Annotated in this window: 25 protein-coding genes and 1 riboswitch; of the genes, 13 read left to right on the top strand and 12 right to left on the bottom strand. The window is 62.0% G+C overall.

The features are described 5' to 3' along the window. Positions 1-8 precede the first annotated feature (8 nt). Complete coding sequence (locus tag FHW97_RS03595; protein WP_171798000.1) at positions 9-479, top strand: universal stress protein; 471 nt, start codon at positions 9-11, stop codon at positions 477-479. Between the two features lie 165 nt (positions 480-644). Here FHW97_RS03595 and FHW97_RS03590 read toward each other — a convergent pair whose 3' ends face one another. Next, entirely contained in the window at positions 645-1,409 is a 765-nt protein-coding gene (locus FHW97_RS03590) for a metallophosphoesterase (protein WP_370525276.1), read from the bottom strand. Positions 1,410-1,434: 25 nt separating this feature from the next. On the opposite strand from FHW97_RS03590, the gene FHW97_RS03585 reads away from it, so the two are divergent. After that, on the top strand, positions 1,435-2,511 hold the full coding sequence (locus tag FHW97_RS03585) for an IS5 family transposase (RefSeq protein WP_171797999.1): 1,077 nt from the start codon (positions 1,435-1,437) through the stop codon (positions 2,509-2,511). Between the two features lie 213 nt (positions 2,512-2,724). After that, positions 2,725-2,831: riboswitch (SAM-I-IV-variant riboswitch) on the bottom strand. Between the two features lie 51 nt (positions 2,832-2,882). On the opposite strand, the gene FHW97_RS03580 is transcribed toward FHW97_RS03585, so the two are convergent. From FHW97_RS03580 to FHW97_RS03570, 3 genes are all read right to left on the bottom strand, one after another. Continuing rightward, entirely contained in the window at positions 2,883-3,695 is an 813-nt protein-coding gene (locus FHW97_RS03580) for a hypothetical protein (protein ID WP_171797998.1), read from the bottom strand. A 155-nt stretch (positions 3,696-3,850) separates the two neighbouring features. Continuing rightward, positions 3,851-4,696 (bottom strand): hypothetical protein, encoded by an 846-nt coding sequence (locus FHW97_RS03575; protein ID WP_171797997.1) that lies wholly within the window; start codon positions 4,694-4,696, stop codon positions 3,851-3,853. Between the two features lie 204 nt (positions 4,697-4,900). Further along, a complete protein-coding gene (locus FHW97_RS03570; RefSeq protein ID WP_171797996.1) occupies positions 4,901-5,413 on the bottom strand; it encodes a cupin domain-containing protein in 513 nt (170 codons plus the stop codon). Positions 5,414-5,459: 46 nt separating this feature from the next. Between FHW97_RS03570 and FHW97_RS03565 the strand changes: the two genes are divergently transcribed. Continuing rightward, positions 5,460-6,101: a LysR family transcriptional regulator gene (locus FHW97_RS03565; RefSeq protein ID WP_171797995.1), complete on the top strand. Its 642-nt coding sequence runs from the start codon at positions 5,460-5,462 to the stop codon at positions 6,099-6,101. Next, the gene (locus tag FHW97_RS22330; RefSeq protein WP_370576714.1) at positions 5,983-6,327 is read left to right on the top strand and encodes a LysR substrate-binding domain-containing protein; all 345 of its coding nucleotides are present in this window, start codon (positions 5,983-5,985) and stop codon (positions 6,325-6,327) included. The genes FHW97_RS03565 and FHW97_RS22330 overlap by 119 nt, the downstream gene beginning before the upstream one ends. A 252-nt stretch (positions 6,328-6,579) precedes the next feature. On the opposite strand, the gene FHW97_RS03555 is transcribed toward FHW97_RS22330, so the two are convergent. After that, on the bottom strand, positions 6,580-7,440 hold the full coding sequence (locus FHW97_RS03555; protein ID WP_171797993.1) for a DMT family transporter: 861 nt from the start codon (positions 7,438-7,440) through the stop codon (positions 6,580-6,582). A 29-nt stretch (positions 7,441-7,469) separates the two neighbouring features. On the opposite strand from FHW97_RS03555, the gene ftrA reads away from it, so the two are divergent. Beyond that, positions 7,470-8,576: a transcriptional regulator FtrA gene (gene ftrA, locus FHW97_RS03550; RefSeq protein ID WP_370576713.1), complete on the top strand. Its 1,107-nt coding sequence runs from the start codon at positions 7,470-7,472 to the stop codon at positions 8,574-8,576. A 433-nt stretch (positions 8,577-9,009) separates the two neighbouring features. Here the strand turns inward: ftrA and FHW97_RS03545 are convergent, their stop codons facing one another. Further along, complete coding sequence (locus FHW97_RS03545) at positions 9,010-9,402, bottom strand: tautomerase family protein (RefSeq protein WP_171797992.1); 393 nt, start codon at positions 9,400-9,402, stop codon at positions 9,010-9,012. A gap of 104 nt (positions 9,403-9,506) precedes the next feature. Here FHW97_RS03545 and FHW97_RS03540 point away from each other — a divergent pair, with 104 nt between their 5' ends. Beyond that, positions 9,507-10,355: a LysR family transcriptional regulator gene (locus FHW97_RS03540; RefSeq protein WP_171797991.1), complete on the top strand. Its 849-nt coding sequence runs from the start codon at positions 9,507-9,509 to the stop codon at positions 10,353-10,355. Between the two features lie 149 nt (positions 10,356-10,504). Here the strand turns inward: FHW97_RS03540 and FHW97_RS03535 are convergent, their stop codons facing one another. Further along, on the bottom strand, positions 10,505-11,242 hold the full coding sequence (locus FHW97_RS03535) for an SDR family oxidoreductase (protein ID WP_171797990.1): 738 nt from the start codon (positions 11,240-11,242) through the stop codon (positions 10,505-10,507). A gap of 106 nt (positions 11,243-11,348) precedes the next feature. Here FHW97_RS03535 and FHW97_RS03530 point away from each other — a divergent pair, with 106 nt between their 5' ends. Beyond that, positions 11,349-12,299, top strand: coding sequence for a LysR family transcriptional regulator (locus FHW97_RS03530; protein WP_171797989.1), 951 nt, complete (start codon positions 11,349-11,351; stop codon positions 12,297-12,299). Between the two features lie 467 nt (positions 12,300-12,766). On the opposite strand, the gene FHW97_RS03525 is transcribed toward FHW97_RS03530, so the two are convergent. Beyond that, entirely contained in the window at positions 12,767-13,060 is a 294-nt protein-coding gene (locus FHW97_RS03525; protein ID WP_216647609.1) for a helix-turn-helix domain-containing protein, read from the bottom strand. A gap of 288 nt (positions 13,061-13,348) precedes the next feature. Then, positions 13,349-13,756, bottom strand: a complete 408-nt coding sequence (locus FHW97_RS03520; RefSeq protein ID WP_171797988.1) for a hypothetical protein — start codon at positions 13,754-13,756, stop codon at positions 13,349-13,351. Positions 13,757-13,974: 218 nt separating this feature from the next. Between FHW97_RS03520 and FHW97_RS03515 the strand changes: the two genes are divergently transcribed. From FHW97_RS03515 to FHW97_RS03490, 6 genes are all read left to right on the top strand, one after another. Continuing rightward, positions 13,975-16,089: a TonB-dependent siderophore receptor gene (locus FHW97_RS03515; protein WP_171797987.1), complete on the top strand. Its 2,115-nt coding sequence runs from the start codon at positions 13,975-13,977 to the stop codon at positions 16,087-16,089. Between the two features lie 6 nt (positions 16,090-16,095). Further along, on the top strand, positions 16,096-17,193 hold the full coding sequence (locus FHW97_RS03510; protein WP_171797986.1) for a PepSY domain-containing protein: 1,098 nt from the start codon (positions 16,096-16,098) through the stop codon (positions 17,191-17,193). A 609-nt stretch (positions 17,194-17,802) separates the two neighbouring features. Beyond that, on the top strand, positions 17,803-17,985 hold the full coding sequence (locus FHW97_RS03505) for a DUF3606 domain-containing protein (protein WP_171797985.1): 183 nt from the start codon (positions 17,803-17,805) through the stop codon (positions 17,983-17,985). A gap of 98 nt (positions 17,986-18,083) precedes the next feature. Further along, the gene (ligD, locus tag FHW97_RS03500; RefSeq protein ID WP_370525278.1) at positions 18,084-19,976 is read left to right on the top strand and encodes a DNA ligase D; all 1,893 of its coding nucleotides are present in this window, start codon (positions 18,084-18,086) and stop codon (positions 19,974-19,976) included. Continuing rightward, positions 19,973-20,800, top strand: a complete 828-nt coding sequence (xth, locus tag FHW97_RS03495; RefSeq protein WP_171797984.1) for an exodeoxyribonuclease III — start codon at positions 19,973-19,975, stop codon at positions 20,798-20,800. The genes ligD and xth overlap by 4 nt, the downstream gene beginning before the upstream one ends. 2 nt (positions 20,801-20,802) lie before the next feature. After that, entirely contained in the window at positions 20,803-21,303 is a 501-nt protein-coding gene (locus tag FHW97_RS03490) for a cupin domain-containing protein (RefSeq protein ID WP_171797983.1), read from the top strand. Positions 21,304-21,319: 16 nt separating this feature from the next. Here FHW97_RS03490 and FHW97_RS03485 read toward each other — a convergent pair whose 3' ends face one another. The 3 genes from FHW97_RS03485 to FHW97_RS03475 all read right to left on the bottom strand — a co-directional run bounded on the left by FHW97_RS03485 (position 21,320) and on the right by FHW97_RS03475 (position 22,698). Continuing rightward, the gene (locus tag FHW97_RS03485; protein WP_171797981.1) at positions 21,320-21,583 is read right to left on the bottom strand and encodes a DksA/TraR family C4-type zinc finger protein; all 264 of its coding nucleotides are present in this window, start codon (positions 21,581-21,583) and stop codon (positions 21,320-21,322) included. A gap of 132 nt (positions 21,584-21,715) precedes the next feature. Beyond that, positions 21,716-22,294 carry an alpha-ketoglutarate-dependent dioxygenase AlkB gene (locus FHW97_RS03480; protein WP_370525279.1) on the bottom strand — a complete coding sequence of 193 codons (579 nt, stop codon included), beginning with the start codon at positions 22,292-22,294 and terminating at the stop codon, positions 21,716-21,718. Further along, positions 22,282-22,698 (bottom strand): thermonuclease family protein, encoded by a 417-nt coding sequence (locus tag FHW97_RS03475; RefSeq protein WP_171797980.1) that lies wholly within the window; start codon positions 22,696-22,698, stop codon positions 22,282-22,284. Before FHW97_RS03475 ends, FHW97_RS03480 begins: the two co-directional genes overlap by 13 nt. Positions 22,699-22,703 lie beyond the last annotated feature (5 nt).

Raw genomic sequence — 22,703 nt, 5'->3', positions numbered from 1 at the left:
GAAATCAGATGTTCAAAACAATCCTTGTCGGCATTGACGGAACCGAGAGTTCCGAAAACGTCGTAGGAGTGGCGGCCGATCTGGCATGCCATTTCGATGCGGCCCTGCATGTCGTGTGTGCGGTTGATGCCGCGTACTTCCTCGACGAACCCGATGGCGCGCGACCGACCCCGGTCGATGAAACCGACTATCCAGCCGCCGCGATGGAGCGTGAGAGCGCGGACAACCTTGTGCGGCAAACGGTATTGGAACTCCGCGCGAGAGCAGTGGATGCCTCTGGTTCCGTCGTTCCCGGCGAGCCGGTGGCGATGTTACTTGAAGCGGCACATAACCTTGCCTGCGACGCAATCGTCCTGGGACACAGGCATCTGTCCTGGCTCGGCAGGCTCACCGAGCGTTCGGTGTGCCACGAACTGCTCGAAAAATCGCCTATACCCGTCTTGGTCGTACCCGCCAAACCAGCATCGACCTCGGCTTGAAAGGATGTATGAAAGGGTTGGAGGGATCTTGAGAGATCGCGGCAAGCACCTCCCAGGGTTATTGCGGCGTCGGAACTCTTGAACGACCGCAGCGGCTGATCGGCCCGGCCTGGATGAACTTTGGACCGCCCCCTCCCGTTCTGATTTGGAGTGGGAGGACACCCTTCAGGTGCGTCCCGTTCTCAGGGCCCTCGCCCATTCGTGGCGGCCATTCGTCTCGGCGACACGTGCAGCCTGTTCCCAATCATATTCGACGCAACGGATTTCTGCTGACCAGCCCCGACCATCGTTCGAAACGATCGCATACCGCGCGTGCGGCGACCCCGCCTCGACCACATGAGGATAGGGACGATCATCCTCATAAGCGGGCAGGCCCACGCTCCCGGGATTTACGATCAGTCGGCCATCATCCAACGTTTCGACCCGCGCCAGATGCGTATGGCCACAAAGGATGACGCGGGCATCGACGGTCCCTGCGCGATCCCTGATTTCGGCACGTGTTGCTCGGCGTAGCCCCTCAGGGCCAACAGTCTCCAGAAAGTAGGTCAGGTCGCTATCGGGCGTGCCATGAGCGAGCAGAACTTCGTCATTGAGCCGGATCGTAGAGGGCAGACTATCGAACCATTCCAGATGAGCCGGGGTCAAGGTTTCAGCAGCATAGCGATCCGACGGACCCATCTGCTCAACGCTCAACGTTAAAACCTGCCTTTCGTGATTTCCCCGGACAGTGGGAAATCCCATCGGGATGAGCCGGTCTGCTGTTTCGCGCGGAAACAGGCTTCCGGAGCAGATGTCCCCAAGGTTCACGACCTGATCGACGCCAAGCGTCTGAATATCGCTTAGTACCGCGTCGAGAGCGGCAAGATTGCCGTGAATGTCAGATGGGCACCTCCATTTACCTCTCGCCAAATTGAGGCAGTGATGATTCACTGTGTGCGGTCAGCGGGAGCGGACGATGCGGCAGGCTGGGCTTTTCGGATTATCGGACCACATGAAGCGCCTTTCAGCGGACGGCGATCCGCTGGAGGTGGTGGCGCGGATCGTGGACTTTGAAGCGTTTCGGCCGACGCTGGTAGCTGCGCTGGGCTATTCCGACGGTACCAAGGGCGGTCGCCCGCCCTACGATCCGGTGGTGATGCTGAAGGTGCTGGTGCTGGCGGCGCAGAACAACGTGGCCGACGGGCGGATGGAATGGCTTATCCGGGATCGGCTGAGCTGGCTGCGCTTCCTGGGCTTCGATCTTGGCGCAGCGACGCCGGATGCGAACACGATCCGCATGTTCCGCGAGCGGCTGACTGGGGTCGGCGCGCTCGATACGCTGTTTGCCGATTTCGACCGCCAGTTGAAGGCGCGGGGCTATCTGCCGATGGGGGGGCAGATTGTCGATGCAACGCTGGTCGCCGCGCCCAAACAGCGCAACACCGAGGCCGAGAAAGCCGCGGTGAAGGCGGGCTGGAGCGCCGCCGAGATCTGGCCGGACGAACCCGCCAGGGCGCACCAGAAGGATGTCGATGCCCGCTGGACGCTGAAATTCGCCAAGGCGCGGCCCACCGCCGATGGCAAGCCGCAGCCGGATATCGCGATCCCGAGTTTCGGGTACAAAAGCAGTATTTCGATCTGCCGGACCTTCGGCTTCATCCGCAAGGGCCAGGTCACCGATGGCGCGCGCTACGACGGACGCATGCTGCGCGACGTGGTGACCAGCGACAACACCGCCTCGGATGTCTGGGCCGATACCGCCTATCGCAGCCAGAGCAACGAACGCTGGCTGAAGGCCCAGGGCCGGGTAAGCCGCATCCACCGCAGAAAGCCCAAGGGCAGGCCGATGCCCGCCCATGTCCGCCGCGGCAACGCCACCAAGTCGAAGATCCGGGCCCGCGTCGAGCATGTGTTCGCGCATCAGAAGGCCGTCATGGGCCTGTTCATCCGCACCATCGGCATCGAACGGGCCAAGGCCAAGATCACGCTCGCCAACCTGGCCTTCAACATCCACCGCCTGATCTTCCACGAGCGCCGCGCCGCCATGGGATAACTGCGGCCGCGCTCTACGGAAAACCGCTGAAAATCCCGGCAAACCCCGTGCCAAACGCGAGGTTCACCCAACGCGCCGTCTCGGATCCTCAATCCCATCACATCATCGGGTAAATGGAGGCGCCCCCATCACATCATCGGGTAAATGGAGGCGCCCAGATATCGCTGCGATCTTCATGTCGTCCCCTTCAATTTGCCGGGTGACGCTCGATGGCTCACTCCGTTTCGTTGCCGGTTCGGCCACATCCCCCCCACGGGGAGTGCCACCTTGCCCGGACGGCAGGTTGGCGTTGGGCGTCGTCCCAACTCTTGATGCTGCGCTACTCCTATGACGCCAACCCGGTTCTGAAGGACCGACCTGGGATGCGATGGTCAGCACCACAGTGCGCCCTTGACCATGTGAGGTTTGGCACAGCCCTTCTCGGGGAGTGGCAGGGGCTGACCGGAGTGCCATAGCCCGAGGTGCTGTTGAATGTTCGGCATCTCGGCGTCGATGACGGCCAGTGGATTGCCATCTCCGTACCGCGTCGCGCTGCGATAGTGCAGCACCTGCTGGTAGGTTTGGCCGATCAGGCGATTGACCGTGATCCAATAGCCAAACGGCGCATTCGCTGTGGGTTCCGCCGAGATCACAGCGCCCCGCAACGGCCCCTGCGTCATGTAGCGGATTTCCTGATTGTTGTTCCTTGACGTCGCCTTCTGATAAGCAATCACCAAGCTGTCTCGCGCACGATCGTAGCCGATCAGCGCCATCGCACGACGCTGATCGCCGTTGCCACCGTGGAGGCTGCCGACATCGACGCGCAGCAAGAGCACATCCTTCGTCGGGCGCAGCAGCGTCGGCGTGCTGAGATAATGGGGCTGACTGAACGTATCTGGCGCGCCACCGCCAGGCACGAGCAGCAACGTATCGAGGCGCGGTTGGCAGGTGCGACCGCCATCCTTGCTAAGGCACAGCGTAATCGCGCCGGGCTCGGTTTCCTCGGCGGACGGCGTGTCGCTCGTATCAGGACCCTGCGAGGCGGTGAGTCGCCAAGGTGAACGTGATGCGAAGGGCTTCGAGAGATCGATTGAGACGATCGTCTTGACCGGCCCGGCGGCGACCACAGTCGCCCCTGTATTCACGAAGGATATCGCCATCAGCCAGCTCGTCGCAAAATATCGTGCTGCTTTGTTCCAACTCATCAGGATCGCTCGTTCGCCTGTCTCTGGTGGCAAACAATTTAGCGAAATTCGAAACGCCGGGAATTCGAATCTGCGTGCCCCTTTCAGGAGGCTATCACGCTGCGCTGATCTGCCGCCGAGCCGATTGGTGGAGATCCTGGCCGGTCTCCACGACCTTAAACGAGGCGATCGACCAATTGGCCCTTCGTCCCCATCGGCTGGTCCGATCTCCCGGTCGACGGCACCAGCGTCGAGGCGAGACCGGCTGCTGCTGTAGGGGCGGCCTCGAGGAATATGCCAGGGTTGATCACACCATAGGCGGTCTGGCCGTTTCCAAGGTGAGTGACGATCGTGCCGCTGATCAGCGCGTCCAACTGGCGGGCAGTGTCGATCATGCCGGCGAGCGAGGTCGTCCGCGCCTTAGCCAGATCAATCGCCCCACCCTGCGCGTCGGTGTAGGTCGCATCGTTGAACCAGCCCGTCTGCCCTGCCTTGTTCGCCACCTGCTGGATCATACTGAGGAATTTGACGGATCCGTCGATTGTGCCGGCAACATTCTTATACTGAAGGCCGGTGTCGCGAAGTGAGCTTCCGTTGGAGACGACCTGAGGCCCCCCGTCATAGGCGGACACCATGTCGGCATTGAACTGCTGGACCTGATTGACCAGCACGCTGTTGGCGTTGAGCTGTCCCTCCAGCCACTTGCGATCATCGTCGCTGAGGTCGCTGGAAACGACCTTGAGCTTGCCGTCGTCCGAGACGAAGTCAAACTGAGCGTTGGCGAGATCGGGACGTTGGGCGAGGATCGATTTGAAGGCCGCCGTGACTGTCCCGGTCAGCGCCTGTGTATCCTGACCAATCTGCGCGATCGCCCGGAACTGCTTCATCGGTGCCGCATCGGAGATGTCGGGCGGGGTCGTTGAAACGGGCTGGACGTTGATCGCGGGCGTCTGATCGGTCGCTGCCGCACCAGTTGTATTATCGACAAGCGCGACTTTGGCCAGCGTTACGGACACGCGCATGATGCTCGCGGTGGACAGGCCAGGGATTGAAGTCACTGCGTTTTCCTGATTTCACTTTCTCCTAGAACGGCACGAGGGACCTGTTATTTATATCCATGGCGCAAAGCTAAACTCGCCTCCCGCGGTCTGGTCGCGTATCGCGGGGAGCCGGTCTAACCGGCCTGCCCAAGGGCAACGCCCGTCATCACTCCCCGCATACGGACGTTACGCAGCCACGACTGGGCCGACGATGGCCTGGCCGAATCTTTCACAGACCGCCTGCACGTCTTTGAGATCATGCGGTACCGGCAGGGCGTCCATGGCTTGGAAAAAGCGGTCATGGCGTGCGGGCGTGGATACGAGCGTCACACGCGCCACCCCTCCCAATGCTGAAAAGCCATGTATGGCGCCCTTGGCAACGAAGAGCCGGTCTCCCGCTCTCACCTCGACCTTCTGCTCGTCAATCAGGAAGAGCAATCGCCCTTCGCTGACGCAGAAGACCTTGTCCTCCCCAAATGAGATGTGCGCCGGCGCGCCCTGTTCCTGTTGAACCGTCATCGCCATCACGGTGAAGGGGGCAGCCTCGCCGCCCAGTAAAATTTCGGCCTCGATCCCTGAAAAGCACGCGGTGGCATTCGAGAAAAGTACCCCGCTTGAGGGCGCGGCAAGATGCGGCATGGCGTCCATGATGATGAAGTCTCCTAAGATCGGCGCCCTCGATAGCCGCTCAAAAGGCATGCGATTATCTGGCAAAATCTGCGAACACTATCTACTATTCTGGACAATGATGAAGCTCGATCTGATCCAGACCTTTGTCGAAGTGGTTCGTGCAGGCGGGTTTACCGCGGCTGGGCGGCACACACAGATGCCGCGCTCGACGGTCAGCCTTCAGGTCAAAATGCTGGAAGAGGCGTTAGGGGTTCGATTGCTCAAACGCTCGACTCGGTCTCTTGCCCTCACGGACGAGGGACAGCGGCTGTATGCAAGGGCATCGGGCGCGGTTGACGATCTGGTCCAGGTCTTTGATGACGTGCAAGCGAGGGATGACACCCTCAGCGGTTTGATCCGACTGACCATTCCGGCGGATTTTCCAACGGCCCTGCTGGCAAGCGCAATCACCAGCTTTAGCGAGACGCATCCGTCGGTCCGCTTCCAGATCATTTCTACGAATGCGGTGCTGGACCTTGTGCAGGACAACATCGACATTGCGATCAGAGTCGGCGCCAGGCCGGCCCAGACCGCGATCGAACGCCGCTTGCTCGATATCGAATGGGGTTTTTATGCGGGCACGTCGTGGCTGGAGAGGAATGCGCGGCCGGATACAATTCGCGATGTCCAAAATTTCATTTCACCGCCGCCGACTTTGCGCGCCTATCTGGAAAAGCATGTCCTGGGGGGCGCCGCCCTTCCATCCCCCCTCTATTGAGGTCGACAGCCACAGCATTGCCCGGGATCTGATGGTGACTGGCTTTGGCGTCGCCCTGCTGCCGGAGGGCTTATGCCGGGAGGCAGTTTCGAGCGGGCACGCTGCACTCCTGTTGCCGCAAATAGCGCTTCACCCGACCAGGCTCAATCTGACCTTTCCCAATCGAGCCGACATGGTTCCGAGAGTGCGCGCGCTCGCGGACTACCTTTGCACGCATTTCCGTTGAGCATGAGGCGCTGCTGCGACGGTGGGATGAGACCTAGCTCCGGTCGTACGAAGAGCTGTAGAGCGCAGCTGAGCCATCCGGTCTCTTCCATTCCGTTATGACACCGGGCGACGACCAACTTCCCCGAATAATCGCGAAAGCTGTCAGCACTAACCGGCCACTCGTTTTCATCCTGAGCGCGGGCTCTAGAGAGCCCACGCCGCTGATCTTCACCAGCTTGAGGAGGAGCAGCCCGCGTGCTGCGTTTAAGACCTAGACGGCCAGAAGAACCGCGCCGATCAGAATTGCGGACACGCCGATGGCTTGCGCATGAGACAGCCTCTCGCGTCGGAGGGCGAGGCCAAAAACCGCGGTTATTGCCGCAGCGAAAGTGCTCAAGACGGTGACGATCGTGACTGCTCCAGTCGCCATGCCGATCGCGAAGGTCCCATAGCCCACGAGATTGCACACGCTTTGAAGCACGAGAAGCGGCAGCGCGTCTCGACTGGGCAACATCGCATCCCGGCGCAACAAAAGCGTCGGCGCAAGCGCCAATATCCCGATGCTGAAGAATAGCCATAGCATAGGTGTCGCCCCGATCGCGGGAACAGCGAACTTGCCCTGCACCCAGAAGCCGACGCCAAAGCAGAACGCGGTCAGAAGCGCGTAACCGACCCCCGCGTCTCCGCGCGCATCCTGATGTTTTGGAGCAACTGCCGCGAGAGGCGCTCCGATCAGGCAAACGAGGATCCCGGCCAGGCGAAACCCGCTCAGCCGATCGCCACTAATCGCCACACCGAGGAAGGCGGTCACAGCGGCGTAGCTGGTGATCAGCGGCGCGACGAGCGAAGCGCGGCCGAGTGAAAAGGCCCGGAGCAAAGATACCGAGCCTGCGAGATTGAACGCCACCGCCAGCACACCGTGCAGCCACCCCGAATTAGATGCTACGAGAGCCTTTTCCCGCAGTGGCGGCATCGCCAGAAGAAGAAGCGAGACGGCCAGCCATCCCACCGACTGCGTAAACAGTGCGGTCCTTCGAATGCCGACCAATTTGGCGGTACCGCCCGCCAGGTAGTCAGCAGCCCCCCAGCCCAGCGCGGCGAGCAGGCCCGTCAGCATGGCGACCGCGATCACGCGGCATCCCCAATGGTAACTGAGCAGCGATGGCCCAACGCGGCCTTGCGTTCATGAAGTTCGCACATCGTGATTGTCCAGCGCGCAAGAGGAGGCGGCCTTGTTGCGCGGGCTTACCTCACTGGCCATCGGCACCGATGACATGTATCGTTAAGATCATGCCAAAGTCATCTCGCGCCTCCAGACCTTCGCTCGTGATCCTGGCCTACGATGGGCTTTGCCTCTTTGAATTCAGCACAGCCCTCGAGACATTCGGGACGCCGCCGTCGGGCTGGGAGGACCGGTGGTACGATGTGGCCGTCGCGTCCGCAGACGCCGCGCCTCTTCGTTCGAGCGGCGGCTTGCAGCTGGCGCTCGATGGAGGGCTTGAACTTCTGGACAAAGCCGAGACGATCCTTGTTCCTGGCTGGCGCGCCGTAAGCGAGCCAGTTCCGGCCACGCTTGTGAAGGCTTTGAAAAGCGCCCAGCAGCGCGGCTGCCGCTTTGTGTCAATCTGCACCGGCAGCTTTGTGTTAGCCGCCGCCGGCTTGCTGGACGGCCGTCGCGCGACCACCCACTGGCAACATGCCGAGTTCTTTTCCGCCAGCTACCCCGCCATCCATGTCGAGCCCTCCGTCCTGTATGTCGATGAGGTTGATGTTCTGACATCGGCTGGCTGCGCGGCCGGGCTGGATGTCTGCCTGCACCTGATCCGGCGGGACTTCGGGCCGACCGCGGCCAATCGCGTCGCCCAGAGAATGGTGGTCCCACCACACAGGCAGGGCGGCCAGGCCCAGTTCGTCCATCAGCCGTTGCCTGTCCGTGAGAACGCCGCTCTGGCGCCGCTACTCGATACGCTGCGAAGCCGGATCGACGCCAATATCAATATCGACGCGCTGGCTGCCGAAACCCGCATGAGCCGACGAACTTTTCTTCGTCGGTTCCACGACACGACGGGCACGACGCCAGGGGAATGGCTGCTCGGCCTCAGACTTGAACGAGCCAGGTCGCTCCTGGAGACGACCGGCATTTCGATAGAATTAGTCGCCCAGGGCAGCGGCTTCGGCTCCGCGGAGACCTTACGGCACCACTTCCGCGCGAGGATAGGCACGAGCCCGACGGCCTATCGTCAACAGTTCTCGAGCGTCGCAGTGTAGGTCCATCGCGACTGTGCCCGGCAGTATTGATCAGCGGCACGCCGGACTGGCATCGGGCATTATGTTCCAGATCGGGGCTGCGCTCGGAGTTGCGATTGTAAGCAGTGTTTTCTTCTCCATCCTCAGCAACAGTCACGGACTTGCGTCCCATTCCCAAGCTTTCAGCGTAGCATTGGGATGCAACGTTGCCCTCCTGATGCTCGGAGGTCTTCTGTCGCTCCTGCTGTCGGGAATAGCCAATCGCACCGGCGTAGCGGAGTCTTGCTGCGGGAGGTTCTGCAGCCATATCTCCATGGAACAGGGCGCGCGGGCCCGCGCGCCCTGATCTGTCGAGTTCATGTGTCACGCGTTTGGGCGAAGGCGGGCCCGAAGCCTAGCAGCCTATCGTCGGCGGTTTCACCCGTTGCAAGATAGCTGCACAATTCCCGCCGCACTACGAGATTGGATCAGCATACTGGGCCAGGCCATTGCCCAGTGACCAGTTCTCCGCCTTGACCTCGACAAGGTTGATAAAAACATCCTCTGGCCGCACGCCGGGATCATCCGCGAGATTGGCAACGATCTGGCGGTAAAGCGCTTTTTTCTGTTCGATTGTTCGTTTGTTCGTCACCGTGATCTGAACCAGCAGCAAGTCGTCGCTTCGGGCTACGCCAAGGTAATGAGCACCGTATACAAAATCGTCGGGCGAGTGCTCGCTCAACGCGAGGAAACGATCATCCTCGGGAACGTCAAACGTTCGCCGGAGCGCTTCGTAGATGCCGTTCAATATGGCCTTGCGGTAGGGGGCAGGTTTCCCGTGCCGCAGGGAAACATGGACGAGTGGCATGGTCGGATCTCCTCATTGATACCTTAGCGACCGTACCAACCGCTTGATCATTCCAAAACCGCATGTATGGCTATTTCAATGATTGCGTTTGACAATGAATGCAGATGAGGCCGCTGGATACCGACGCCGTTCAGGCGTTCCTGCTCGTCGCGGACCTCAAGAGCTTCACCCGCGCGGCGGAAGTGATGGAGACGACGCAATCCGTCGTCAGCATCAAGATCAAGAAGCTCGAGACCCAGCTCGGCCGCCGGCTTTTCGAACGTACGCCACGGCTGGTGCGCCTTTCAGCTGACGGCGGAGCCTTTCTCGAACCCGCCCGCGCCCTGCTCGAGGCGCATCAGAGGGCCATCAACTCCTTCACCGTCGAGCAGCGGCGTCTGATCGTCGGTATCAGTCACCATGTAGTCGGTGCGGAGCTGCCGGCTCTTCTCAAGCGACTGGGGCGCGTCGAACCACAGGTCGTTCTGGAACTCCAGGTTGCTACCTCACGCGATGTCCTGGATCAGTTCGATAGCGGCGTCCTCGATGCCGCCCTAGTGCTTCGGAACGAAGACCGTCGGGACGGCGAGACCATTCTCGAGGAGACCTTCGGCTGGATGGCGGCCCCGGACTTCGAGCACCGACCTGGCGATCCGCTCCGTCTCGCGGCGCAGTCGGAAACCTGCAGCGTCCGCACCACTGCGACCGCACTTCTGGATGCTCGCGGGATCGCCTGGACGGAAGTCTTTGTTGGTGGTGGCGTTGCAACGATTGGCGCAGCCGTCTCGGCAGGTCTGGCGGTGGCTGCACTCTCGCGCCGGGTGGCACCTGTTGGCACGATCGACATTGGGCCCTCGCTTGGCCTACCGCCCCTGCCCAGCAGAGACGTGGTGCTGTACGTCAACACCACCGACAACAATGCCCGCAGCGCTCTTCGGACATTGGTGGCTGCGATGCGATCTACTGCGCTTTAAGCAGTCTCACCCAGGCAGGGGCGGCAGATCATTCGTCCAGACGTATTCGAGTGGCAATCTCGCGACACGGGCTCGCTCAGTCCCGAAAAAGGATAATCGCTAACCGGTTGCCCCTTTTTCGGTCAATCTATGCCTGTACGACCATCGGGTCAGCCAAGGTGCCAACCACCATCCACATCTATCACAGAGCCAGTCACATAGCTGTTGGCGATGACAAAGGCGATGGCCTCGGCGCTCTCCTCCGGCTGCCCGACGCGGCGCAGCGGCAACTGTGCGGCGAATGATGCGAAATACTCCGCCTTCCTGTCGCCCATTTTGTCCCAGAATTCCGTGCTGGTCATACCGGGCGACACTACGTTGACCCTACGCGGCGCCAATTCACGGGCGAGGCTACGCATGGCGCCTTCCAACCCGGCATTGACCGCCGCAATCCCGACCGAGCCCGAGAGGGAGGCGCGAGCAGCGGTACCGCCGATGAAGGTGATCGAGCCCGAGACCGCAAGATTGGGCAGCACGCCTTGCACAGCATTGAGATAGCCGACCAGCTTCATGCTCAGCGCGTCCTCAAGCACTTTCGCCGTCAGCGTCTCAAAGGGCCCCCAAGCCGCGTCCGAGCTACCACATAGGACCAGATGATCGACAGGTCCGGCCGCACCAAGGGCTTGGCGCGCGGCTTCGTGCTCTTTGAGATCAAGGACAAAACCGTCGACGTCGGCGCCGGGATTGCCGGCATTCAAGTGAGACAGAGCCTCATCAACGCTGCTCTGGCTGCGGCCAGTGAGGGTGATACGGTTGCTCCCGCTGCCAAGCTGGCGCGCCAGCGCGAAGCCAATACCTTTGGTTGCGCCGAGCAGGAGGATGCGTTGCTGTTGTTGGGCAGATAACATGTGAGGTCCTTTGCAGTGTGAGGACCCTCACCGTGGCAGGCAGACAGTATGGTGATAATATCTTCAATCGTTGCATGACTCACAACCTGAGGTATGCAATGGTCCTATGGATTCCACCCAACATGTGCGCGCCATGCTGTCGTTCGTGCAGGCGGCGGATCGCGGCTCCTTCGCGGCGGCGGCTCGGCATCTTGGTGTATCGCCCGCTGCAGTCGGCAAGAACATCAGCGGTCTTGAAGCTGCACTGGGCGTTCGGCTGATCAACCGGACCACGCGTTCCCTGCAGCTGACCGAGGAAGGCAAGCTTTTCCTTCTCAAGGCCCGTGAGGCGATCGATGCGCTCGACGCTGCCGTGGACGTGGTAACCAACCAGCGCACCCAGCCCGTCGGAAAGGTGAGAATTTCGACCAGCAACGGCTTTGGACGGCATTTCCTGTTGCCGCTGCTGCCTCGGCTGATCGCGCTTTATCCCGGCATTACCCCTGAGATTGAATTCGACGATCATCAGGTCGACATCGTCGGGAACGGTTTTGATTTAGCTCTCCGCGGCGGGATGATCGAGGATTCCGCTCTGGTCGCGCGCAAGATCCATACGATGCAGATGGTTCTCGTCGCTTCCCCGGCCTACCTCGCGGCGCATGGCATACCCAGACACCTGCCAGATCTGGCGGACCATCGCCTGATCGCGGTGCGATTTCTGGGCGGGCGCACGTCAAGTTGGGACATTGAGGATGGCGGGGGCGAGGCGTTTCTGCCCCACCCTGCAGCTTTGACATTTTCCGATCCGGAAGCGGCGATGATCGCCGCGGCCGATGGCTTGGGGATTGCGCAAGTCGGCCTGCATTATGCCTGGCCCCTCATCCGCGAGGGACGGCTGCGGATCCTCTTGGGGAACCGGCTGCGCTCCGCCTCAAGAGAAATGGTCCTGCTTTATCCGCACCGCGCTCTGATTGCGGCCCGCGTGCGCGCTACCATTGACTTTCTCGTGCAGGAGTTCGGCAAGATCGAGTCTCTGCATGTCAAGGCTGCGGATCTGACAGCTTATCGCTGCGAATAAACATCTGAGCCGTAGCTCGTGCTATCTCCAGTGAACTGATCAGAGCCTTTCGGGTGTCGCTGTTCGTATCGTCGGCAAGCTGCATCGCAAGTTAGGCGCGCAATATCAGCGTAAATCCGTATTGATCGAGTTCAGATCGGGAAACCTAATCAAACAAGGGCAGCGCTTCGGCATCGCTTCGGCATCGCGCTCTCCCGACCGGCCGAAAATTGTCACGGTCATACCCACACGACGAATCGCCTTCTCAGTAGGAGGACCGGGCGGATCAGCGAGGAACTGGCGTCGCGGAGGGCTTGTGGCGAGGTGAGATAGAAGGCCGTGTGCGACTACGTATGACATTCTGAAAGTCCTTATATTTCACCTTCACCTCGAAGGTCCGGCCGAACTAGCGGGCGCGTTCGCGCTAGGCCCAAATGTCATCTGCCCAGCAAAGGACCTTGCTTCCAAGACGACTTGTTCGGATCGTGCTAGGATCGCTCAGCGTGCTTCCGCCATCGCGCGGGCGTGGTTCCGACCGCCTTGCCAAAGGCATTGGTGAAATGGGCCTGATCGGAGAAGCCGCAATCAAGGGCGATCTGGGCCAACGGCAATTCACTGTTCGCGAGCAGAAATTGCGCTCTGGCGACGCGTCTTCCTAGGAACCATGCATAGGGGGCCACCCCGACCGTATTCGCGAACGCTCGGACGAAATAGGCCGGGGACAGCCGGCACATGCGGGCGAGTTCGGCGACGTGCAGCGGTTCGGAGAGATTCCCGAGCATGAAGCCCTTTGCGCGGCAGACCTGCCAAGGCGCAAGCAACGGTCGATGGTCGGAGCGAGATCTAGTCGGACGCTTTCGGTTGCCGATCCCGTCCGGTGTCACCGGGAAGGATGGATACCTAACCGTGGCTACCGCCGCGGTCATACGCACTCTGTCGCCATGGCGACCCCCCGTGATTGGGAGGCAGGGTTCCGCGCCGTGGGAGTTAGGCGCACTGCCTCATCGACCACCACCCGGAAGCTGACGACAGGATGCACATACCCGCGCTTTGCCTTGGGAGGAGGTCCGTCAATTCCCGAGGCCGAGACACATTGGAGAGGCCAAGGGCGCCCTCCTCCGAGAAAAAATCTGCGTTCGTCCATTAAGGACCGGGCCGATACCCAAGGCCTGCGGCACCCGATCGTCCGCATAGTTGTCCGGGATGACGGCGGCTTCCCCGTTCTCGATCACCCAGCCGGAGACGCATTGCGACAGCTTGAACCTCTGTCCCTCCCACAAAGGTTCGATCGCATCTTCAGCGATATATGCGCACTCGTCCCCTTCGCATCGGACAAACGTAATCCCTTGCGCGCCGATGATGCTTCTGGCCGCAGAGCGCACCACTTCGATCACCTGCTCATAGGAACGGCCGCGAGCGAGCCGCCTCGCGATTTCAAAGAGTTCATCCGATTCGGTGGTTTCGGGGGCGTCGGACATAGCTCGTAAATTACTAAACAGGTGCCGTCATTCCAGCCTGTCCTCTTCGGCACACGCGGTGCCTCGTGCGACAACTCAAAGCCGCCAAGCGGGAAATAGCTAATTGCAGGACATCGAGGGTCCGCCGCGGGGGCTCGGATTGCGCTGCCGATAGCGCAGCTTGCAGCATTCTTTGTTTATGTTAATGCGAATGCGTCGCATTACAGGAAGGGGCGCTCGTGAATTCCGCGTACGTTTTTGCTCTGTCGGCTGCAGCTCTCGGGATTGTCCAGGCCACGCCCGCCCGCGCCCAGGCTGACCAGCAAGCCGTCGACGACGGATCGATCATCGTGACGGGTCAACGTACGGTCGATCGCACAGCGACGAAGACTGACACGCCGCTGATCCTGACGCCGCAGATGATTTCCGTGATCGACCGGTCGCAGATTCAGCTGCAGAATATCCAGACCGTAACGCAAGCCCTGCGTTACGTCCCCGGCGTGCAGACCGAGCTCGGCGGCGCTGACAATCGCATCGAAGCAAATCAGTTCACGATCCGCGGCTTCGTGCCGCAGGAATATCTCGATGGCCTGCGCTTACAGTCCGGCACCTGGGCAGCTCCACAATTCGACCCCTCCGCCCTGGACCGGATCGACGTCCTCAAAGGGCCTTCCTCGGTCCTATACGGTCAGTCGTCACCGGGAGGGCTTGTTGCGCTCACCAGCCGGCGCCCCTCCACGACACCAGGTGGTGAGGTCATGTTCCAGACGGGAAACTGGAACCGGTTGCAAGGCGCTGCCGACATCACCGGGCCGCTGACCAGCGACGGGCAGCTCAGCTATCGTCTCACGGGACTGGTGCGCGACACGGACACGCAGATCGATCACACTAGGTACCGCAAATGGTTCATCGCGCCGGCGATAAGCTGGCGTCCCGACAGCGCCACCGAGTTCACCATCCTCGCCAATTACCAGCGCGAACCCGATGGCGGCTTCTATAATCAGATCCCCTCGCCGGGCTCCGGCCAGTCCAGCCCTTTCGGCAAGATCCCGACATCCTTCTACGGCGGCGAGCCCGATTATGACCGGCTGCACCGGACCCAGGAGTCGATCGGCTACAGCTTCTCGCACCGGCTGAGCGATGTGTGGCAATTTCGGTCGAACTTCCGCTACATGCACATCTCGACCGACTACCGCACGGTCCTGTTCGAGGCTCTCGCGGCGGATGGACACACGCTGCAGCGCTCGCCTTATCAGGCGATCGAAAAGCTGAACACGCTCGCGATCGACAATCAGATGCAGGGTGATTTCGACACCGGGCCGATCAGGCACAAGCTGCTTGTCGGCCTGGATTATCAGCACAGCAATTGGGACCACCAGGCTTATTACGGCTTCAAGGCGGCGCCGACGCTCGATTGGCTCGACCCGATCTATGGCAAGCCGATTCCTGCGGCGCCGATCTTCCAGAACGGCCTGCAGAAGCAGGACCAGACGGGGATCTATGCGCAGGACCAGCTTTCGCTGGGCGGACTGAATCTCGTGCTGGGTGGCCGCGAGGACTGGGTCTCGATATCTGATCAGAACCGCCTCACCGGTAAGGTCACCGTCCTTGATCAGCGCGCCTTCACCGGCCGAGCGGGGTTGATCTACCTGTTCGACTTCGGGCTCGCGCCGTATGTCAGCTACTCGACCTCGTTCCAACCGGTATTGGGTGCGGCTTTCGACGGCGCGCTATTCAGGCCAACGCGCGGCAAGCAGTATGAAGCCGGCCTCAAATATCAGCCGGTCAATTTCCCGGGGTTCGTGACGGCGTCGGTCTACAAACTGACGCAGAGCAACGTCACCACCGCCGATCCGGCGCACGCCGGCGCTACAGCACAGCTAGGCGAATATGAAGCGAAAGGGATCGAGCTCGATGGCCATCTGACGCCGATGAAGGGTCTCGATCTGCGTGCCACCTACGGGCATTTGGACATCAAGGTGTCGGATGCGCCGGCCGCAACGGGGCTCAAGGGCAAGGTCCCGCCCGGCAATGCCAAGAACACCGCGACCTTCTGGGCAGACTACACCCCTACTGGCAGCGCGCTTGCCGGGCTGACGATCGGCGGCGGCGTCCGTTACATCGGCAAATCCTACGGCAATTTCGCGAACAGCTATCAGGTCGGCGATAACGTCCTGCTCGATGCGGTGATCGGTTATGACCTGGTACATCTTTCGCCGCGGCTCGCCCACTGGTCGGTCCAGCTCAACGCGACCAACCTACTCGACAAGACCTATGTCTCATCGTGCGGCAATCTCGGTTGCTATTACGGCCTGCGTCGCCAGATCATCGCCAACATCCGCTACGCCTGGTAGCTGCGCATGACCTCCACGCAGCTGCGCCGATGGCGCTGGATTCACAAATGGTCGAGCATCGTCTGCACGGCCTTCCTGCTTGTGCTGTGCGTCACTGGCTTGCCGTTGATCTTCGCTGACGAGATTGACGCGGCGCTCACGCCGATCACGCGACAGACTCCACCGGTATCTGATGAAGAGGCGCCGCTTGACGAGGCCCTAGCGAAGGCCATCGTCAAACGACCGGGCGCGGTGCCGATGTCGCTGACGTGGCTGCCGGACGACGCGCACCGCCTGATCTTGTGGTCCGCGCCTCGGGCCTTGGCCGCTCCCGGTGAATTCCACGGCACGGTGATCGACCTCAGGGATGGCGCGGTGCTGGCGGAGCGCAAACTGGGGACCCGAGTGACGGATGTCATTCACGCGATCCACGAAGACTTGATCCTGGGTCTTCCCGGCTCGCTATTGCTCTGCCTGATGGGTCTGCTGTTCGTCCTGGCGCTGATCTCCGGCGTCGTCTTGTATGCACCCTTCATGCGCAATCTGCCGTTTGCGACGATCCGGCGCCAAGGTGCAAAGCGGACGACGCGCCTGGACACGCACAACTTCGTCGGCGTGGTCGTTCTCGCCTGGACTTTGGTGGTCGGCATCACCGGCATTGCGAACACCCTGGCGCGGCCGCTGTTCCAGTTGTGGCAGGCCGACCAGCTCGCGGCGATGGTCCGCCCATGGCAAGACAAACCGGTACCGCCGCACGTCGTGAGCGCCGGGGCGGCGGTCGCAGCAGCTCAGCGCGCTCTGCCAAACATGCAGCCGGAAAGCCTCGCTTTCCCTTATTCCCGCTTCGGGAGCCCGCATCACTATATCGTCTGGTTCAAAGGCTCCACGACGCTCACTTCGCGGCTGGAGACGCCGGTGCTGGTGGAGGCTGCTACCGGCCGTGTGGTGGAGAAGAGGCAGCTTCCCTGGTATCTCCGCGCGCTGGAGGTTTCTCGCCCGCTGCACTTCGGCGACTATGGCGGCCTGCCGTTGAAGTTGCTGTGGGCGGCGCTGGATGTCGCCACGATCGTCGTCCTCATCACTGGCATCCAACTCCTGGTTCGCCCCCGCCGGAGGGCCGCATGACCTGGGGCGGCTGGGCTACATGGCGATGGCCCTTGGCGATCGGCATTGTCACACTCTGCGGCCTCTTGGCGGCTTTGTTCGCTGGCGGCGCTATCGGGATGATCGCCGGCTGGGTTGGTGTGGGATGTCCGACGCTACTGTTGTTCGCTCGGGCAACGATACGTCGGACACGAGATTAGCAGCAAGTTAGCGCGACCGCTGAAGATGTTTGTCACGGAAAACGGCCTCTCAACTCGCATCGTCCGCTGAGCAGCGATTGCTCGCGGATCAGCAGCCGCGATGGTGACGATGGCTGGCAAATCAGCAAACAGCCCTCGAACCCCGGGCTCCCCGTCGGTGCCCCGCAGCGGCAAGCTGCTTTCGCCAGCGACGCTATAGGAACGCTGACACCACCGCGTTCAGCAACGCCGTAACCCGAATACGATCGATCGCGGTGCGGATGCCGATCCAGCGATAGCGATGGCTTACGGCGCGCCATGAAGCGCTTCGCGACCCCCGTTCGCCTGCGTCGCCTCCCTCGCGCCATCGACTCCTGGATACGCGTGCTTGTGACGGTCATGGGAACTTGACGATTCGCTGCGGATTCTACTCCCATCGAGGAGAGCTGAAATGGCGGACAACAAATCAAAGAGAGGTGCGGCCGATCGGCGTCAGGTTGCTGGCGGCGAAGGCTATGAAGTGAATTATTTCGCGCGCAAGCACGGGATCAGCAAGGATCAGGCCGAAGGGCTGATCAAGAAGATCGGCAACGATCGGGAAAAGCTCAACGCAGCCGCCGCGAAGCTGAAATAAGCCTCACGGCCAAGTGACTGCCCAATCCAGTAGCGGCGCGGGGGAACGACTCCCCGTCGACGGGAGTCTATGGGAAATGAGACAGGGCATTTGATCCTGTGGCGCGCGCCGCCACCGTCACGACCGCATCGCGCGCAGACAAGAAGCCAGCGCGCGGCGCCGCTGCGTCTGCAATGAAGCCGCCACCCTTCCGCGCCGTACAGCTGGCCACGCTTGTCGATACGGTTCCGACAGGGTCGCGCTGGCTGCACGAGATGAAATATGACGGCTACCGCCTGCTGGTTGCAGTCGGGGGCGGTCAGGCACGCGCCTATACGCGGTCGGGCCTTGACTGGTCCGATAAGTTCGACGCGATCGTGCAGGCGGCAGCGAAGCTCGATGTGGGTTCCGCATTGCTCGATGGCGAAGCGGTGGTGCTCGACGGCGACGGGCGATCGAGCTTCCAAGCGCTGCAGGGCGCGCTCAAGGGCGCGCCTGCCACGATCGATTATTATGCGTTCGATCTGCTCGAACTGAACGGGGAGGATCTGACGGGCCTGCCGTTGTCGGAACGTAAGGCCAAGCTGCGCGAGATATTGCCCGATAACGATCCCTGCATCCGCTACTCGGAGCACATCGTCGGCAATGGCGAGAAGCTGCTGCACCAATTTTGCGACGCTGGCCTCGAAGGCGTGATTTCGAAGCTCGCCAGCGCCAAATATGTCGGCTCGCGCTCTGGCGGCTGGGTGAAGACCAAGTGCATCAAGCGCCAAGAATTCGTCATCGTCGGCTGGACGCCCTCGGACAAGTCGCGCTCATTTCGATCGCTCATCCTCGGGGTCCACGACAAAGGCGAGCTCCGCTACGCAGGCAAGGTCGGCACCGGCTTCAACACCGAGGAGCTGTTCCGGCTGATGGAGATCATGCAGCCGCTCGAACAGGCTGCTCCGACCGTCAAGGCGCCGCGCGCCGAGGTTCGCGGTGCTCATTGGCTGAAACCAAGGCTCGTTGCTGAGATCGCCTATACCGAGATGACCAACGAGGGCACGCTGCGCCATCCGAGCTATCTCGGCCTTCGCGAAGACAAGATGCCCGAAGCCGTGGTGCTCGAAACCGAAGCACCGGTGGCCGAGATCGCGGCGCCAGCGGTGAGCAAGGTCAAGATCAGCAATCGGGACCGGATCATCGATCCGGATTCCGGGATCACCAAGGGCCAGCTCGCCGACCATTATGCCGCGGTTGCCCCGATCATGCTGCCATGGGTGGGCTCGCGGCCGATCAGCCTGGTGCGGTGCCCGCAGGGCCGCGCGAAGAAATGCTTCTTCCAGAAGCATGACGCCGGAAGCTTCGGCGAAACGGTCAAGCACGTCGGCATTACGGAGAAGGACGGCCACGAGGAGCCCTATCTCTACATTGATACGGCCGACGGGCTGCTGACCTGTGTACAGATGGGCTCGATCGAGTTTCATGGCTGGGGCGCCCGGATCGAGGACGTTGAGAAAGCGGATCGCCTGGTGTTCGATCTCGACCCGGACGAGGGGCTCGATTTCGAGGCGGTGCGGAAGGCTGCCTTCCACTTCCGAGAGATATTGCAGCAGATCGGCTTGGAGACCTTTCCGATGGTCACCGGCGGTAAGGGCATCCACGTGATCGCGCCACTCGTGCCGAAGGCCGAATGGCCGGAGGTAAAGGATTTCGCGCACCGTCTGGCGCAAGCAGTGGCGCAAAGCGACCCGGAGAATTTCACGGCCGCGCTGCCCAAGGCGCAACGCAAGGGCCGGATCTTCGTCGACTATCTCCGCAACCAGCGGGGAGCGACTGCGGTGATGCCGTACAGCGCTCGCGCTCGATCCGGCGCACCGGTCGCCGCGCCGATCACCTGGAAAGAGATGGAGACGATCGACACGCCGGCGCACTGGCATGTCGGCGACGCCGCAGAGCTGGTGAAGCGCGCCGGCTCCAAGGCGCTCGCCGGTTGGGGCCGAGCCGATCAGGTCCTCCCCGATCTATGAAGGTCGCCACTTATAACGTGAATGGCGTCAACGGCCGCCTGCCGGTGTTGCTACGCTGGCTGGAGGAAGATCAGCCGGACATCGTCTGCCTGCAGGAATTGAAGGCTCCGCAGGAGAAATTCCCGGAAAAGGCGATCCGGGACATCGGCTATGATGCGATCTGGCACGGCCAAAAGAGCTGGAACGGTGTAGCGATATTGAGCCGCGTCGGCGAAATCCACGAGACCCGTCGAGGGCTGCCCGGTGATCCGGACGACAGTCACAGCCGCTATATCGAGGCGGCCGTCAACGGCATCCTGATCGGTGGTCTCTACCTGCCCAACGGGAATCCGCGTCCCGGCCCCAAGTTCGATTACAAATTGAAATGGTTCGAGCGCCTTATCGAGCATGCCGCTGGCCTACTGGCGTCAGGGGCCCCGGTGATACTCGCCGGCGACTTCAACGTCATGCCGACCGACCTTGACGTCTATAAGCCCGAGCGCTGGCTCGACGATGCGCTGTTCGCACCGGAGGTCAGGGCGGCCTATTTCCGCCTGCTCGACCAGGGCTGGACCGACGCGCTGCGGACGATCCATCCGGGCGAGGTCATCTACACCTTCTTCGACTATTTCCGGAATGCCTATGCACGCAACGCGGGTCTACGGATCGACCATCTGCTGCTGAGCCCGGTGCTCGCCGACCGGCTCGTCGATGCGCAGATCGATCGCCACGTTCGTGGGTGGGAGAAGACCAGCGACCATGCGCCGGTCTGGGTCGAGCTGGCCGACAAGCCGAAACGTCGGCGCAAGCCGGCGACTACAGCGACCCCAGAGACGGAGGGATGATCATGAAGGTCGAGAGCTTTGTCCTTCCTGAGCATGGCTGGGTGCCGAACAATCCAAAGTTGCCGGTGCTGCTCCACCGCGGCGCGGTCGATGTCGGGAGTTGCGACGAAACGGCCAAGGCGTTCGAAGCAGCGTTCAAGGCCAATGGCTGGCCGCCGCAATGGCGGGACGGGATCTTCGATTATCACCATTATCATTCGACCGCGCATGAGGCGCTCGGGGTCGCGGCGGGCACAGCGACGCTGACGATCGGCGGTCCGGACGGCCGCGAGCTTCAGGTCGAGGCGGGCGATGCCCTCGTTCTGCCTACCGGAACGGGACACCGCAGCATCGAGGCGAGCGACGACTTCCTGGTGGTCGGCGCCTATCCGCTGGGGCAGAATTGGGACATTTGCCGCGAGGCCCCAAGCGACGCGGCGCGTCAGCGGATGGCCAAGCTGCCGGTCCCCGACGCGGACCCATTACGTGGCAGTACCGGGCCTTTGACCGAGCGATGGGCGTAGCAGCGACCCAAGCCGGTCAGCGCAGCTGGCTATCCTTGCTGCCGCGGCGATTGATCCCGACTTGGCGAATGCTCGCGTCGCGCTTCGACTGGCACACAACGCAGGTCCGGGTCCCGGGAAGGGCCGCGCGGCGCGCGGCGGGAATTTCTTCGCCGCAATCGTCGCATTCGTCGCTGCCTTCGCCTGCCGGCATCATGACGCGCGCGCGCAATACCGCGTCCTTCACGGTATCGTCGACCTGATCCTGCACGGCGCCATCGGGCGCCCAACCATTGGCCATTTTGTCCTCTCGCACGCACGCGTTTTCATATAGTTAGATAGGAATTTGGCCTTCAAATTCAACGACGGCCCGCCCTTTCGGCGACGCGCGGATTTCATGCGCGGCCCTCCCGAAAGTCAGTGGCATTAGCGCCTAGCCACGGCGAGCAAGCGACCTGAACGTGAGCGACCAACGCGTGGCTTCCATTTCCGCGATGCTGTGTTCCCAAGCGTGCCGTGCCTCGTCACTCAGATGATAGATGGCCCGTGGCGTGAGAGGAGCCGTGGCGCGTTCGAACTTGCCACCGATGCGCCGTCGGAAGCGCATCGTCGCGGGGGTGCCGAGCGAAATGCCGACGACGTGCTCGAATACTGGCCGATCCTTGTGCCAGCCGATGCCGGCGCCGGTATCGTACCGGATCACGAGCGCCTGGACGAGGTCCGCCGGGCCGAGTCCGGCGAAGCGCGCGGCGCGTTGCCTGATCGGCTCGAGCCACGAGGGGATCGGATCGGCGGGCGCAAACCGCCCCGTCTCGAAGTCGTAGCTCCAGCCGAAGGAGCGAGTCAGCCGTTTGCCTGTCCACTGTTGGAACTTGAAGGGGCTGAGACCGATGTCGTCGATATGGGCGATCAGTGCTGTCTCTTCGGCCGGTGTGACGAACGCCTCGGCCGTGGCCAGGCCGGGCAACGCGACTTCGCCGAACAGGTCGAGCATAGCGTTCACGGCTTCCACGCACGGCCGCCTTCGACGCCACCTTGCGCGCGCAGCAAGACGCCCAGCGGCCGCCCCCGTAGCGTGCAAGAGCCGATCACGCGATCGTAGCTGCGCCGCCCGGCGCGACATTGGATTGGCTGACCGAGTACGAGCCGCTCGAGCCGGCGCTTCGCTTCGAGCCCGCCGCGATCGTGCAGTTCGGGCGCATAGAAATCGGCGAGACGAACCTCGATCCAGCGATCGGGCCGACCGGCGGGACCGACGCACAGACCATCACCGTCGCCGACGTAGCGGACGACGCCTTCGAAGCTGGTGTTCCTCGCCGGAAGCGCGCCTTTGCACGGGTCGGCGTACGCCGGAGCCGCCCATAGGCAGCAGGGAAGGAGCACCGCAATCGTGCTGAAAACCGGGTAACGAGACATGGCGA

This window comes from Novosphingobium sp. SG754, from assembly GCF_013149315.1.
Taxonomy (GTDB): Bacteria; Pseudomonadota; Alphaproteobacteria; order Sphingomonadales; family Sphingomonadaceae; genus Novosphingobium; species Novosphingobium capsulatum.
Note: the sequence above shows the minus strand (reverse complement) of the source record. Positions and strands in the feature narration are given on the sequence as shown.

What these genes read in the sequence shown, in the direction of transcription:
- FHW97_RS03510 (WP_171797986.1), top strand. Translation starts at nt 16,096, where the DNA reads ATGACCTCCACGCAGCTGCGCCGATGGCGCTGGATTCACAAATGGTCG.
- FHW97_RS03595 (WP_171798000.1), top strand. Translation starts at nt 9, where the DNA reads ATGTTCAAAACAATCCTTGTCGGCATTGACGGAACCGAGAGTTCCGAA.
- FHW97_RS03505 (WP_171797985.1), top strand. Translation starts at nt 17,803, where the DNA reads ATGGCGGACAACAAATCAAAGAGAGGTGCGGCCGATCGGCGTCAGGTT.
- FHW97_RS03535 (WP_171797990.1), bottom strand. Translation starts at nt 11,242, where the DNA reads ATGTTATCTGCCCAACAACAGCAACGCATCCTCCTGCTCGGCGCAACC.
- FHW97_RS03565 (WP_171797995.1), top strand. Translation starts at nt 5,460, where the DNA reads ATGATGAAGCTCGATCTGATCCAGACCTTTGTCGAAGTGGTTCGTGCA.
- FHW97_RS03485 (WP_171797981.1), bottom strand. Translation starts at nt 21,583, where the DNA reads ATGGCCAATGGTTGGGCGCCCGATGGCGCCGTGCAGGATCAGGTCGAC.
- FHW97_RS03570 (WP_171797996.1), bottom strand. Translation starts at nt 5,413, where the DNA reads ATGCCTTTTGAGCGGCTATCGAGGGCGCCGATCTTAGGAGACTTCATC.
- FHW97_RS03575 (WP_171797997.1), bottom strand. Translation starts at nt 4,696, where the DNA reads ATGCGCGTGTCCGTAACGCTGGCCAAAGTCGCGCTTGTCGATAATACA.
- ftrA (WP_370576713.1), top strand. Translation starts at nt 7,470, where the DNA reads ATGGCCCAACGCGGCCTTGCGTTCATGAAGTTCGCACATCGTGATTGT.
- FHW97_RS03580 (WP_171797998.1), bottom strand. Translation starts at nt 3,695, where the DNA reads ATGAGTTGGAACAAAGCAGCACGATATTTTGCGACGAGCTGGCTGATG.
- FHW97_RS03545 (WP_171797992.1), bottom strand. Translation starts at nt 9,402, where the DNA reads ATGCCACTCGTCCATGTTTCCCTGCGGCACGGGAAACCTGCCCCCTAC.
- FHW97_RS03540 (WP_171797991.1), top strand. Translation starts at nt 9,507, where the DNA reads ATGAGGCCGCTGGATACCGACGCCGTTCAGGCGTTCCTGCTCGTCGCG.
- FHW97_RS03585 (WP_171797999.1), top strand. Translation starts at nt 1,435, where the DNA reads ATGCGGCAGGCTGGGCTTTTCGGATTATCGGACCACATGAAGCGCCTT.
- FHW97_RS03530 (WP_171797989.1), top strand. Translation starts at nt 11,349, where the DNA reads ATGGATTCCACCCAACATGTGCGCGCCATGCTGTCGTTCGTGCAGGCG.
- FHW97_RS03520 (WP_171797988.1), bottom strand. Translation starts at nt 13,756, where the DNA reads ATGTCCGACGCCCCCGAAACCACCGAATCGGATGAACTCTTTGAAATC.
- xth (WP_171797984.1), top strand. Translation starts at nt 19,973, where the DNA reads ATGAAGGTCGCCACTTATAACGTGAATGGCGTCAACGGCCGCCTGCCG.
- FHW97_RS03525 (WP_216647609.1), bottom strand. Translation starts at nt 13,060, where the DNA reads ATGCTCGGGAATCTCTCCGAACCGCTGCACGTCGCCGAACTCGCCCGC.
- FHW97_RS03475 (WP_171797980.1), bottom strand. Translation starts at nt 22,698, where the DNA reads ATGTCTCGTTACCCGGTTTTCAGCACGATTGCGGTGCTCCTTCCCTGC.
- FHW97_RS22330 (WP_370576714.1), top strand. Translation starts at nt 5,983, where the DNA reads ATGCGCGGCCGGATACAATTCGCGATGTCCAAAATTTCATTTCACCGC.
- FHW97_RS03490 (WP_171797983.1), top strand. Translation starts at nt 20,803, where the DNA reads ATGAAGGTCGAGAGCTTTGTCCTTCCTGAGCATGGCTGGGTGCCGAAC.